The sequence below is a fragment of the Bradyrhizobium sp. WSM2793 genome (assembly GCF_000379585.1).
Classification (GTDB): domain Bacteria; phylum Pseudomonadota; class Alphaproteobacteria; order Rhizobiales; family Xanthobacteraceae; genus Bradyrhizobium.
Genome location: NZ_KB902780.1, coordinates 1 through 12632, shown reverse-complemented (window position 1 = coordinate 12632; position 12632 = coordinate 1). Strand labels below are relative to the sequence as shown.

Genomic DNA, 12632 nt, shown 5'->3' with positions numbered 1-12632 from the left:
GTTAGTTTTGGGGGATGGCGAATCGCCTCGTTTCGCCCTTCCTCAAGACAGATATGGCCAGTTTCACACCGCATCAGGATGCCGCTCTCAAGGCCGTCGGCGACTGGCTGAAGGCCAGGCCGGGCCGCAATGGCACGCCGCCGATCTTCCGCCTGTTCGGCTTTGCCGGCACCGGCAAGACGACCCTGGCCCGGCACATCGCCGAAGGCGTCGACGGCGAGGTGAAATTCGCGGCCTTCACCGGCAAGGCCGCCCTCGTCATGCGCAACAAGGGTTGCGACGACGCCTCCACCATCCACTCCCTGATCTACCGCGCCCGCGAATCCGGCGAGGAGCAGCCGAGCTTCGAATTGTGGGACGACGCGCCGGCCTCGAAGGCGAAGCTGATCGTGATCGACGAATGCTCGATGGTCGACGCCGAATTGGGCCGCGACCTGATGTCGTTCGACTGCCCACTGCTCGTGCTCGGGGATCCCGCGCAGCTGCCGCCGATCCAGGGCGGCGGCTTCTTCACCAACACCGAGCCCGACGCGATGCTGACCGAGGTGCACCGCCAGGCGCAGGACGATCCGATCGTGCGGATGTCGATGGACGTGCGCGAAGGACGCGAGCTCGACATCGGCCGCTACGGCGAGAGCGAGGTGGTCTCGCGCAAGGAGCTCGATCCCGACCGCGTGATGGGCGCCGACCAGGTGCTGGTCGGCCGCAACAACACGCGGCGCGCCTACAACATGCGGGTGCGGCAGCGCCAGAACATCGAGGACGTCTTCCCGGTCGCGGGCGACAAGCTGGTATGCCTGCGCAACAACCGCAAGAAGGGCCTGTTCAACGGCGGGCTGTGGCGCGTGAAATCGCGCAACACGTCGCGCTCGAAATCGCGCATCCTTTCGATGCGGCTGTCGCCGGACGAGGATTTCGGCCACAAGGTGACCAAGGTCTCGGTGCGCGCCGATTGCTTCGAGGGCGGCGTCGAGCAGATCGCCTGGGAGCAGCGCAAGCCCTATGACGAGTTCGATTACGGCTACGTGCTCACTGTGCACAAGTCGCAGGGCTCGCAATGGGACGACGTCGTGCTGTTCGACGAGAGCTTTGCGTTCCAGGACTCGCGGGCGCGGTGGCTGTATACGGGGATTACGCGCGCAGCGAAACGGCTCAGCATCGTCGTCTGAAACTCCGGTCCCGTAGGGTGGGCAAAGGCGCGTAGCGCCGTGCCCACGATCTCTCTCCATAAGCAAATAAACGCGTGGGCACGCTTCCACCTTCGCTCTTCGAGCTACGGCGGACAAAGTCGCTTTGCCCACCCTACGGCACGGAGAATGGGGCGCCGGAATCGCGCCCCTTACTTCCCCGCCACAAAGTAAAAATCCTCGCGTCCCGGCGGTGACCCATACGTGAATGGCTGCTGCTCGTGCTTCGTCGCAGCCCAGACGTCGTCGCGGATGATGTCGAACAGTTTTCGGATCTCGATGCGCGGCTGCTTGATCTCGCGGGCCAGCGCGGTGGCAAACGGGCTGTTGGCGCTGCCGTCGCCGTCCATCGCGGTCTCGCCGTGCTTGGCGGCGTAGACCACCATGAAGCCGGCGCCGGGCTCGATGTTGGAAAAGCCCTTGTCGACCAGCTTCAGCGACAGCGTGCGCTGCATGCTCGGCGCGAACGGATTGTCGCGGCAGGCATCCAGAACCACGAGGCGCATTTTCCGCGCGGCACCGACCGCGGCGATCACCTGCTCGAGGGCGACCGCCTGGGTCTCGGCGTCCTTGTCGGCGGCGAGCTTGGCGTCGACGGGAACGAGATAGTTCACCCCGCCGATCTCGAAGCCGTGGCCGGCGTAATAGACTACGGCCCAGTCGGCCTTCTCCGCTTCCTCCGCAAAGGCCTTCAGCGCGTCAAAGAACTTGTCGCGGGTGAGGTCATTGACGGAAATCACGCTCTGGAAGCCGACGTCGCGCAGCACGCTCGCGATCAGTTTGGAATCGCGCGGCGGATTGGGCAACGCATGGACGTTCTTGTAGGAGCCGTTGCCGATCACCAGCGCCACGCGGCGCCCGGTTGCTCCGGCCGGCGCCTGCAGCGTCAGCGCGGCGAGCCGCTCCTGCGCGACGGCACGGGCGCGAGCGACGTCGGGCTCGTCGAACTTCGTCAACGAATACGCGGCCGCACGGTAATCGGCGCGCGCCTGCGCGAGATCTTTCTTCCGCTCGTAGATCTGGCCGCGGCCGGAATGCGCGCGGATGTTGTTCGGATTGATCTGGATGGCGGTGTTGTAATCCTTCAGCGCGGCGTCGAGGTCGCCCTTCATCATGCTGACATCAGCGCGGTTGTTGATCGCGAACACGTTTTTCGGCTGCCGCTCGATCAGGCCGTTGCAGTCGGCAAGGGCCTGCGCGTACTTGCCCATCATGCCGTAAGTGATGCAGCGGTTGCTGGCGATCTGCGGCGCGGTCGGGTCGATCTTCTCGGCCTCCGCGAAATCGGCGATCGCGCCGTCGAAATCCTTCATCAGCGTCCGCGCGCGGGCGCGATTGGTCCAGCCGAGCAGGAATTTCGGCGTGTATTTGATCGACAGGCTGAAATCGTCGAGCGCGCTCTGCAACGCGCCGCGGCGCGCGTGGATGACGCCCCGATTGTTGTAGGGGACACCGTAGGTGGGGCGCTTTTGGAGGGCGAGGTTGTAGTCCGCCATGGCGAGGTCATCCTGGCCCTTGCGCTCATAGGCGAGGCCGCGCAGGTTGAGAGCAATGACGTAATCAGGATCGAGATCGATCGCGATGGACAGGGTCTCGATCGCGCGGTCGTAGTCGCGCTTGCTGATCAGCGTGTTGCCGCGCACGGAGAGCGCGATGGCCTTGTCCTTGCCGGTGAGCTTGTCGGCCTTCAGCAGATTCTCGCAGGCGCTCGCGCGGGCCTGGGCCTCCGCCTGGCGGTCCCGGCAGAGGGTGAGATCGTCGGCCTGCGGGTCGGCCGCCGCGCTGAACAGGCCGGCGGTCAGGATGACAAGGCTCAGGGAAACGACGCGCAGCATGGGTCAGGCCTGCTCCAGCCGGATTCTTCTTAAGTCGATCATCGATCGCACCGGTTCATCTAGCGCGGAGTTCCCGGTCTCGCCAAGCCGCCGGCGCCCTTCTATCCCGCGCGGCTCGTTTCACAGACTCGTGTCCGTCCCGCCGTAACAACCGGCGGCCGCGTCCGTACCTCGGATGGTGCGAAAACGCAGCCGGGCAACTGTTCGTCCGGCCCCGACCGCCCTAGACTGTCAGACCTTTCGAAAGAGGATCCGCCATGCGCCGACCTGCCCTCGCCTCCCTGCTCGCCGCAACCACCGCCCTTTCGCTAACCTTCGCGCTGGCCTTTGCCGCGCCGTCTCAGGCCGCGGAGGACGCGGTCGTGATCCCCGCCCCGGCCATGGATGCGGCACCTGCGAGCGGGATCCAGACCGCCGTGATCGCCGGCGGCTGCTTCTGGGGCGTCCAAGGCGTCTTCCAGCACACCGCGGGCGTCGTCAACGCGGTCTCCGGCTATGCCGGCGGCACCAAGGCGACCGCCGACTACCAGACGGTCTCGAGCGGCCGGACTGGCCATGCCGAGGCGGTCGAGATCAAGTACGACCCGAAGAAGATCTCATACGGAAAGATCCTCCAGATCTACTTCTCGGTGGCGCACGACCCGACCCAGCTCAACCGCCAGGGCCCCGACGTCGGCACGCAATATCGCTCGGCCGTCTTCACCACCTCCGACGAGCAGAAGAAGGTGGTGGAGGCCTATATCGCCCAGCTCAACGGCGCCAAGGTCTTCAGCAAGCCGATCGTGACCAAGGTCGGCGCGCTGGAGGCGTTCTACCCGGCGGAGGCCTACCACCAGGACTATCTGACGCTGCACCCGAACCAGCCCTACATCGCCTATAACGACCTGCCCAAGGTCGAGAACCTGAAAAAGCTGTTCGCGGATAACTACATTGAAAAGCCGACGCTGGTGAGCGCCAGCAAGGCCACCAACTGATCGCGAGATCATCTCAAGAACGGGAGACCCATGCCCGACACCAAAATGAAAACCACGGACGACAAGGTCATCAAGAGCGAAGAGCAGTGGCGGCGCGAATTGTCGCCGATGCAGTACGCGGTGCTGCGCGAGAAGGCGACCGAGCGTCCCTTCTCGGGCGAGTATGAGCACGACCACCGCGCCGGTACCTATGTCTGCGCCGGCTGCGGCAATGTGCTGTTCGAATCCGACGCCAAGTTCGATTCGGGCTGCGGCTGGCCGAGCTTCACCCAGCCGGCCGTCGAGAGACATGTCGACGAGGAGCGGGACGTCAGCCACGGCATGATCCGCACCGAGGTGCTCTGCTCCAAATGCAGCGGCCATCTCGGCCACGTCTTCCCCGACGGCCCCGGGCCGACCGGCCTGCGCTACTGCATCAACTCGGCCGCGCTGAAGCTGGAGCCCAAATAACGTTGCCCGCGGTCGGGTTCCTTCATGGAACCCGACCGCGCGATGTGCTTTTCTTCTCTGGCGATGCGGCCGATCATCGCATTTGGCGGCCGCCAGGGGAGGATGCCATGTCAGTCGGGACCGTCCTGATCATCCTGGTGATCATCTATCTGCTCGGCGGCCTGTCCGGCCGCGTCGGCGGCTACGGCTATGGCATGGGCCATTCCGGCATGGGCATCGGAGGCGTTGTCTTGGTCGTGCTCGTCGTCCTGCTGCTTCTTGGGAAATTGTAAGCCATATAAGCCGTTGAAGTAATTCAATTAATTTGATCCGCGGAGCTGCCATGCGCGGATTCATCATCTCCCATCGCAGGGGTCGCATTTTTGTCAAAACGGCCTATATTAGTGGGCGAAAATGGCATGTGCGGCGGGCCCGCTCGATTGCGGCCCCTGCCCTCCCAAACCCCACGCGCTTAAAGCCCCAGAGAGATCACGAGGTCTTTGACCATGCGTCCACTGCGTCCGTTCAACTTCAACACGTCTGCCGAACTCTTCCCCGCCGCGATCCGCAAGAAGAAGCGCGCAGGCTTCACCTATCGCCGGTTCGGCACCGCGGCCGAAGCCGTGCAGTTCGCGATGGAGCAATTGCCGACGGATTCGCTGAACGGCGCCTATCTCCAGGTCGAGGAAGCGCGTTTCGACCAGAACGGCATCCGCTCGCTCTATGAGAGTGAAGCCTTCCCGTTGCCCCGCCGTCCCAAGCCGGCGCCGGCCGAGACCGACGCCGCCGACGCGGCATAAGTTTTCGCTGAGCCTTACGATGTGCGCGTAAAGCGCGATGGCCAAAAGGCCGTCGCGCTTTTTGCGTTTCTACTCCCTCTCCCCGTTCTTACGGGGAGAGGCGAAGAAGGGAGGCTTCAGATCCGTGGCTGCTTGTCGAGCCAGCGGCGCAAGAGGCGCACGTTGCGCATGTTGGCGCGGAACATGACATCGAAAGCGTCGCCCGCGAACGGGACCAGGCCGACCACGCCGTCGAGCGCGACATTGCCGAGCATGCGGGTGGTGATGTACCAGGGCGCCCCCAGCGCCCGGGCCTCGCGCACCAGCCACAGCGAGATCGCCGTGGTGATGATGTCGCCGACGACGGGGATCAGGCCGATCAACCCGTCGATGCCGTAGCGTATGTTGGTGCCGGGCAGGATGAAGGCGACGTCGAGCAGCTTTGCGATCGCCTCGATCCGCGCGATCCGCTGCTCGCGCGTCAGATTGCCGAACGGGGTCCCGGCGAACGGATGATCCTTGCCCAGCTCGAAACCGAACTCGCGAAAGCCCTGCTCCAGCGTTTCAGGGCGGATTTCCCGACCATCCTGGTCGATGATCGGCCCGCGTGCCTCCGGGCCGGAAGCGGTCGCGCGCGAACTCCCCGTACGGGATCTGTGTGGAGCAAGGATATCGTCGTCGGACATGGTCATGGCCTTCAGGGAACGCGCTGGGACGGCAGAGGTTGCTGCGCCGCGCCCGAACGTCGCGCGCTCAGGTCGGCGCCGCCACTGCTTGCGGCTCCTTGATGTATCTATGCACGAGCCAGGACGAAATCACCGCCGGCACGAACCCGACGAGGCCATACAGGATGAACTGCACCGCGCCCGAATCCGGCCCGCGCGAGCTGTAGGTGAGCGAGGCCAGCACGAAGGCGAACAGGCCGACCAGGAGCATCCGCAAGCCCGGGCCGATCCGCCTGACATGGGTCAGGATGTCATCGACCGCGCCGATCATCAGCGAGGGCAGGAAGCCGAACAGATAGCTGTACTGCAGGGTCTTGAAGAACACCGCGAACAGCTTGCCGACCTCGCCGAGACTGGTCTGGGCCCAATAGCCGGACTGATAGGTCGTCGTCAGCAGCAGCAGGAACCCGCCGACGAACGGGCCAACCAGGGCAAACACCAGATAGCGTTTCATCAAACACCCTTTCACTTCGCCGATGTTTATAGCAGCGCCGCGGGAACCTTGAATAGCGGGGCGGGCTCGGCCATTGGGGGAACAAGTGGCAAGGCGACGAGTTCAGACAGGACCTGAATTATCCCTGTCAGATTGGAGCCGCCGATGGCCCGCAAATTTCTCCTGGCGACGATCACGCTGGCAGCCCTGAGTGGCCTGTCGAACGCACCCGCTCTTGCGCAGGGCCACATGGGCTCGCCGCAGGAACAGCAGGCGTGCTCACGCGACGCCTCGCGCTTCTGTCGCAAGGACCTCGGCAATGACGGCGCCGTGCAGGGTTGCTTGCAGGCCAACCGGGCCAAGCTGTCGCGCTCTTGCAGCAAGGTGTTTCAGAGCCACGGCATGTGAGGACCGCGACCATCCCCAGCGAACGGAGAGTGAAGCCATGTTGCGCGACGAACAGCTCTCGATCCTGCGGGACATCAGCCAGTCCGTTGCCTTCGCCGACGACCGCCACGGCAAGATCGGCGAGCTCATCGCCGACGGCTACGTGATGAAGGACGGCGATCTGTTCGAGCTGACCGCCAAGGGCGTCACCGCCGTCGAGGAACACGCCGCCGCGCTCGGCGCGAGCGACGTGGAACAAGCGAGCGCATCCTTTGATCGGATGATCTGATCGCGCGCGCAAGCTTTGTGCGTGACGTCCACGCAACAATTGCAAATTCCTTTGCACCTGCCATTGCAGCCGCGTGACAATGGCGCATACTTCGCTCGGGCGGCGCAGCACCTTTCGATTCGAACTTCAAGAAATCGAGCGACCACATGCGGGACCAAAGTTCCCGACGTGAAGGCTGTGACATGCGGCAGATCAAGCCACGTGCGGCGCCCCAAAAACCAAGTGGCTCAAGCCCACGGAACTCGGGGACGCATTCTGCATGACACGCTATCAAACCATCGCTTCGCTGCTTAAGACCACCGCTTCGCTCTTCGCCGTCGCAACCACGGCCATCGCACTCCAGACTTCACCCGGCCTCGCCTTCTCATCCGAAGCGCAGCAGATGTGCACGGGTGACGCGATGCGTCTGTGCTCCAGTGAGATCCCCGACATTCCCAGGGTCAGGGCCTGCATGGTGCGGAACAAGGCCCAGGTCAGCCCCGGCTGCCGCGCCGTGATGGACCGCGAAGCCGCGGCATCAGCATCGCGCAAGCGGGAAGCGGCGGCGCAGTAGTCGGGTCGAGTTCGGCTGGATCGTTGAGGCCCGGTTCGCCTCCTCCCGCCGGACAAGGTTCTCGCATGTGACTGTTGGCGGCGGCCGGCGCGCGCGCCTCGTCCTTCGAGACGGCGCTTACGCGCCTCCTCAGGATGAGGCTAATTGGCGTCAGTGCCCTTGAAACTGCTGCCTCACACTCCGCCCTCATCCTGAGGAGCCCGCCTAAGCGGGCGTCTCGAAGGATGGCTGCAGGGAAAAGCTCTCAAACGCGATAGCCCTTCCGCAAGCGGGGGAGGTATCCCCTCGGCTCGCATCGACTCAGTCGCAGCTTGAGCCCCTAATCGCCCCACTGGGCGAAGGCGTCGTTGAAGGCGCGCTCACCGGGGGCGCCCTTCTCGATGGCAATGATGGCGCGGCGCTGGTTGGCATAGACCAGCGGCACGTCGAACCACGAGCGCTCCTTCAGGAGCTGGACGTTGCGGGAGCGGTCGGCGTCGACATTGGACAGGCCCACCAGGAAGAAGCCGTCGGTGACCTTGACCGCGAGGCCGGCGAGCGGCGTGCCCCGCGCCTGCTCGTTCGACTTCATCAGGATGCCCGGCACGTTGGAGACGCTGCCGCCCGGAAAATCCGGCGGCAGGATGAAGGTCAGCTCCGCCGTGTGGCTCGCCGGCAGCGAGGAATCGGTGTTGCGGCGGAACGACATCGTCATCTTGAACTTGCGGTCGGGGATCTCGATGTCGGCGCGCACGGCGACGTCGGCCTTCTGGTTGCCAGACGCCTTGATCGGCTCGAGCCGCCACACCACCGAGCCGACATATTGCTTGCCCTTCGGATCGGACGGATCCTCGTCATAGAGCACGACCTTCTGCGCCACCGGCGCGACCGGCTGGTCGCTGGCCGAGGGCTGGCCGACGCGATCCGGAATCTTGGGCTTGCTCTGCGGCTGGGACGGATCCTTCGGCGCCTCCACCACCTGGGTCGGCGAGGACTTCAGCAAATTGGTCGCGATCTGGACCAGCTGCTTGCCCCAGAGGATGCCGGCACCGACCAGGATCAGCACGATGCCGACGGCGATCGCACTCTTGAACGGGAAGGTGGAGCGCGTGCGGGCGCGTTTCTTGGCGTCGCGCTCGGGCGCGATGCGCGGACGCGGCGACGGCGGCTGCGGCGCGTAGCGCTCGGCCTCCTCGACCGACTCGTCGTAGGAATAAGGCGCGTCCTGCTCGCCGGCGCGGTTTTCCAGGCTCGGCTCGAGCCGGTCGAATTCCGGCGAGGGCGAGGGCACATTGGCATAGGTGCGGCGCGCGGCGCGGCTGGCCTGCGCGGCAGCGCCGCCGAGATCGTTGGCGTCGGCGGTGATGTCGCGGAAGCCGCGCACGCCCGGTGCCGGCGGCAGCGGCGGCGGAGGTCCGACATCGGGAGGACGGCGCGCACCGGCGCGATCGCGTCCGGCCGCCGGCTCCGGCATCGGTGGCGGGGCGGACGGTCCCGGTTGGCGCGGGGCGTCGAAACGGGGCGCGCGCGGCGGACGCGGGGCCTCGCCTTGGTCATCGACATTGATGGATGGACGGTCGGCGCGCGGCGGCGGCGGCGCCGGACGCGTCCGCGGCGGGGCCGGCGCAGCCGGGCTGCCTTCGGCGGCTCGGGTGCTGGCGCGGCGAAAGGCATCGCCGCTGCTGCCGCCGCGGGCGCCGCCGCCGGGGCGCGAGGCCTCGCGGGCGCGCTGGGCAGCTTCCGATTCGACCTTGCGGACGGCCTCCTCCAGCGACAACCTTTCGCGGGTGATCTCGGATTCGGAGAGCGGCGGCTGCACGCTGCGCAGCTGTGCGATCAACGCCGTGCGCGCCCGCTCATAGAGCGCGCGACGGCTTTCGCCGGGAGCGTTCGGGTCCAAGGCGGCAATAGCGCGGGCGATCAGCGGATAGTAATCAGCCATTTCAACTCAACTATACGCGCGTCCCGGTAAGATATCGTTAAGCCTCAAACGGATTTTGCACCAGGATAGTATCTTCGCGTTCGGGGCTGGTGGAAAGCAGCGCAACCGGGCACCCCACCAATTCCTCGATCCGCCGGACATATTTGATGGCCTGGGCCGGCAGGTCGGCCCAGGACCGCGCATTGGCGGTCGGCTCCTTCCAGCCCTCGATGGTCTCGTAGATCGGCTCGACCCGGGCCTGGGCACCCTCGCCGGCTGGGAAGTGGTCGATCTCCTTGCCGTCGAGCTTGTAGCCGGTGCAGACCTCGATCGTGTCGAAGCCGTCGAGGATGTCGAGCTTGGTCAGCGCCAGGCCGTTGATGCCGCAGGTCCGGACCGCCTGGCGGACCAGCACGGCGTCGAACCAGCCGCAGCGGCGCGGACGGCCGGTGTTGGTGCCGAACTCGCGGCCGCGCTCGCCGATCCGGCGGCCGGTCTCGTTGTCCTGCTCGGTCGGGAACGGGCCCTGGCCGACGCGGGTGGTGTAGGCCTTGCACAGGCCGAGCACATAGCCGACCGCACCCGGTCCGAGGCCGGCGCCGGTCGCGGCTTGCGCCGCCACCGTGTTGGACGAGGTGACGTAGGGATAGGTGCCGTGGTCGACGTCGAGCAGCGCGCCCTGCGCGCCTTCGAACAGCATGCGCTTGCCTTCGCGCCGCTTGATGTCCAGCAGCCGCCACACCGTCTCGGCGTAGGGCAGCAGCTCCGGCGCCAGCGCGCTCAACTCCTTCAGGATCACCTTGCCGTCGAATTCGGGCAGGCCGAGGCCGCGGCGCAGCGCGTTGTGGTGGGCAAGCAGCCGGTCGATCTTGTGCGGGAGCGTGTCGAGGTCGGCGAGGTCCATCAGGCGGATGGCGCGGCGGCCGACCTTGTCCTCATAGGCCGGGCCGATGCCGCGGCGGGTGGTGCCGATCGCGGTCGCGGCGCTGGCCGATTCGCGGTGCGCATCGAGCTCGCGGTGCAGCGGCAGGATCAGCGTGACGTTCTCGGCGATACGCAGGTTCTCCGGCGAGACCGCAACGCCCTGCGCCCGCAGCTTGGAGACCTCGTCGAGGAAGGCGGCGGGATCGAACACCACGCCGTTGCCGATCACCGACAGCTTCTGCTCGCGCAGCACGCCCGAGGGCAGCAGCGCGAGCTTATAGGTCTTGCCGTTGATCACCAGCGTGTGGCCGGCGTTATGACCGCCCTGGAAGCGGACGACGATGTCCGCCTGCTCCGACAACCAGTCGACGATCTTGCCCTTTCCTTCGTCGCCCCACTGGGCGCCGACGACGACAACATTGGCCATTCGCGGGTAATCCTTCGAAGATTTCTCTGTAGGTGGCATGATCCGAACGGAAAATTGGTACCCACTTTTCCGGAATCATGCCTGCGCCCAGCCCAAATTCCCGGCCAGAGGCCGTTCGCACGCGAGGCAGCCCAACCGGATAAAGGAAGCAGCCTCTCTAGGCAAGCAAGAACGGGGCATTTTCAGGGCTTCGAGGCCACTCCAAGCCTTTGATATCCCCGGAAAATCCAGAAACCTTCGCGGGGGCGCGCGAGGCTTCGACCAAAGCGTGAGAGGCTCAATCCGCCGCTGCATGGTCGCGATGCGTCCGCCCCCCGTTGATGCAGCCCCGATTTCCGTGTCTTTGGACAGCGCCGGGCGATCAGCCGGCCCGGATCCCGCCGGGCTGGAAGCCTCGGCGCATGCGGGGCACGCCAATCCCAATGTCCGCCACCGGCCAGACCACCAGCACGGAGACATCCGGTCACAGCTGGATCGCCAACCAGCCTTATCTGCTGCTCAGCATCACCGCGCTGTGCTGGGCCGGCAACGCCATCGTCGGGCGGCTCGCCGCCGGCCACATCCCGCCGGTCACGCTATCGTTCCTGCGCTGGTTCTTCGCCTTCCTGCTGGTGCTGCCGTTCGCCTGGAAACATCTCACCCAGGACTGGCCCGCGATCCGCGGCAGGCTTGGCCTGATGATCACGCTCTCGGTCACCGGCATCGGCGCCTTCAACACGCTGCAATACTGGGCGCTGGAGCATACCCAGGCACTCAATACGCTGCTGCTGCAGTCGGCCGCGCCGCTAATCGTGGCGCTGTGGTCGCTGGCCATCCTCGGCATCCGCCTCACCGCCGCGCAGGCGTTCGGCGTGCTCCTGTCGATGTGCGGCGTGCTGACCATTCTGCTGCACGGCGATTTCACCACGCTGTCGAACATCGAGTTCAACAAAGGCGACCTCATCTTCATCGTCGCGCTCGTCATCTTCGCGCTGTATTCGGTGCTGACCTTGAAACGGCCGCCGATGCACGGCCTGTCGTTCCTCGCCTTCACCTTCGGGGCCGGCGCGGCCTGCCTCATTCCGCTGGAGATCTGGGAATTGTCCGCGCGCCCAGTCATGAAGCTCGACGGGCCGAACCTCTTGACGCTGTTCTACGTCGCGGTGTTTCCCTCGACGCTGGCCTATCTCTGCTTCAATCGCGGCGTCCGCCTGATCGGCGCCAACCGTGCCGCGCCGTTCTTCCACGTCGTGCCGGTGTTCGGTTCGATCATGGCGATGGCGTTCCTGGGCGAACACCCGCAGGCATTCCACTTCATCGGCTTCGCGCTGGTGCTGTCGGGCGTGTTCGTGGCGTCGCGGAAGCAGGCGACGTAATTTCTTCCTTCTCCCCTTGCTTGCGGGAGAAGGTGGCGCGAAGCGCCGGATGAGGGGTTGCATCCGCGCACTCAAATGAGAATTGGACTCGCGGAAAGAGACCCCTCACCCGTCTCGCCGCTTCGCGGCGAGCCACCCTCTCCCACAGGGGGCCTGTTGCGTTATCGGTCTTGGAGGCTGAGGACATGAGGAGAGAGGGGCGCGGTCACGGCAATTGCCAGCGAGGTCTCTAGTGTTCGCCCTCGGCGGGCGGTTCAGGCCGCGATCGTGGCCCACCGCCTCATGTTGAAAGCGATCGAGGCGAGCAGGACCTGCCCGCTTGCCTTCATCAGACCAACGTAGCGGATGCAGGTCAGTCGCATGCGGCGTTTGAGAGTGGCGAAGGTGGTCTCAACCTGGGCTCGTCGGCGCGCGATGAGGCGGTTGTAGCGTTTG

15 protein-coding genes are annotated in these 12632 nt (G+C 65.5%); 9 read left to right on the top strand and 6 right to left on the bottom strand.

Annotation, left to right across the window (positions count from 1 at the left end):
• Positions 1-53: 53 nt before the first annotated feature.
• A complete protein-coding gene (locus A3AS_RS0114925; RefSeq protein ID WP_026202009.1) occupies positions 54-1169 on the top strand; it encodes an ATP-dependent RecD-like DNA helicase in 1116 nt (371 codons plus the stop codon).
• Between the two features lie 170 nt (positions 1170-1339).
• Here the strand turns inward: A3AS_RS0114925 and A3AS_RS0114920 are convergent, their stop codons facing one another.
• Positions 1340-3022: a tetratricopeptide repeat protein gene (locus tag A3AS_RS0114920; protein ID WP_018318378.1), complete on the bottom strand. Its 1683-nt coding sequence runs from the start codon at positions 3020-3022 to the stop codon at positions 1340-1342.
• A gap of 257 nt (positions 3023-3279) precedes the next feature.
• Here A3AS_RS0114920 and msrA point away from each other — a divergent pair, with 257 nt between their 5' ends.
• The 4 genes from msrA to A3AS_RS0114900 all read left to right on the top strand — a co-directional run bounded on the left by msrA (position 3280) and on the right by A3AS_RS0114900 (position 5225).
• Complete coding sequence (msrA, locus tag A3AS_RS0114915; protein WP_018318377.1) at positions 3280-3996, top strand: peptide-methionine (S)-S-oxide reductase MsrA; 717 nt, start codon at positions 3280-3282, stop codon at positions 3994-3996.
• Positions 3997-4026: 30 nt separating this feature from the next.
• Entirely contained in the window at positions 4027-4446 is a 420-nt protein-coding gene (gene msrB, locus A3AS_RS0114910) for a peptide-methionine (R)-S-oxide reductase MsrB (RefSeq protein ID WP_018318376.1), read from the top strand.
• A gap of 107 nt (positions 4447-4553) precedes the next feature.
• Positions 4554-4718: a DUF3309 family protein gene (locus tag A3AS_RS45045; RefSeq protein WP_084674830.1), complete on the top strand. Its 165-nt coding sequence runs from the start codon at positions 4554-4556 to the stop codon at positions 4716-4718.
• A 213-nt stretch (positions 4719-4931) separates the two neighbouring features.
• Positions 4932-5225 carry a hypothetical protein gene (locus A3AS_RS0114900; protein WP_018318374.1) on the top strand — a complete coding sequence of 98 codons (294 nt, stop codon included), beginning with the start codon at positions 4932-4934 and terminating at the stop codon, positions 5223-5225.
• A gap of 116 nt (positions 5226-5341) precedes the next feature.
• Here A3AS_RS0114900 and A3AS_RS0114895 read toward each other — a convergent pair whose 3' ends face one another.
• Together A3AS_RS0114895 and A3AS_RS0114890 are read right to left on the bottom strand one after the other, a co-directional pair.
• Positions 5342-5896 carry a DUF4112 domain-containing protein gene (locus A3AS_RS0114895; protein ID WP_018318373.1) on the bottom strand — a complete coding sequence of 185 codons (555 nt, stop codon included), beginning with the start codon at positions 5894-5896 and terminating at the stop codon, positions 5342-5344.
• 61 nt (positions 5897-5957) lie between these two features.
• Positions 5958-6383, bottom strand: a complete 426-nt coding sequence (locus tag A3AS_RS0114890) for a DUF5413 family protein (RefSeq protein WP_018318372.1) — start codon at positions 6381-6383, stop codon at positions 5958-5960.
• Positions 6384-6527: 144 nt separating this feature from the next.
• Here A3AS_RS0114890 and A3AS_RS0114885 point away from each other — a divergent pair, with 144 nt between their 5' ends.
• The 3 genes from A3AS_RS0114885 to A3AS_RS0114875 all read left to right on the top strand — a co-directional run bounded on the left by A3AS_RS0114885 (position 6528) and on the right by A3AS_RS0114875 (position 7591).
• A complete protein-coding gene (locus A3AS_RS0114885; protein WP_018318371.1) occupies positions 6528-6770 on the top strand; it encodes a hypothetical protein in 243 nt (80 codons plus the stop codon).
• A gap of 37 nt (positions 6771-6807) precedes the next feature.
• Positions 6808-7038, top strand: coding sequence for a hypothetical protein (locus A3AS_RS0114880; RefSeq protein ID WP_026202008.1), 231 nt, complete (start codon positions 6808-6810; stop codon positions 7036-7038).
• Between the two features lie 259 nt (positions 7039-7297).
• On the top strand, positions 7298-7591 hold the full coding sequence (locus tag A3AS_RS0114875; protein ID WP_026202007.1) for a hypothetical protein: 294 nt from the start codon (positions 7298-7300) through the stop codon (positions 7589-7591).
• A 319-nt stretch (positions 7592-7910) separates the two neighbouring features.
• Here A3AS_RS0114875 and A3AS_RS0114870 read toward each other — a convergent pair whose 3' ends face one another.
• Positions 7911-9512 (bottom strand): hypothetical protein, encoded by a 1602-nt coding sequence (locus tag A3AS_RS0114870; RefSeq protein WP_018318370.1) that lies wholly within the window; start codon positions 9510-9512, stop codon positions 7911-7913.
• Positions 9513-9549: 37 nt separating this feature from the next.
• Complete coding sequence (locus A3AS_RS0114865; protein ID WP_018318369.1) at positions 9550-10842, bottom strand: adenylosuccinate synthase; 1293 nt, start codon at positions 10840-10842, stop codon at positions 9550-9552.
• A 422-nt stretch (positions 10843-11264) separates the two neighbouring features.
• On the opposite strand from A3AS_RS0114865, the gene A3AS_RS0114860 reads away from it, so the two are divergent.
• Positions 11265-12197, top strand: a complete 933-nt coding sequence (locus A3AS_RS0114860; protein ID WP_018318368.1) for a DMT family transporter — start codon at positions 11265-11267, stop codon at positions 12195-12197.
• Positions 12198-12451: 254 nt separating this feature from the next.
• Here A3AS_RS0114860 and A3AS_RS0114855 read toward each other — a convergent pair.
• Positions 12452-12632: transposase (locus A3AS_RS0114855; RefSeq protein ID WP_026202006.1), on the bottom strand; the 181-nt coding region annotated here is incomplete at its 5' end.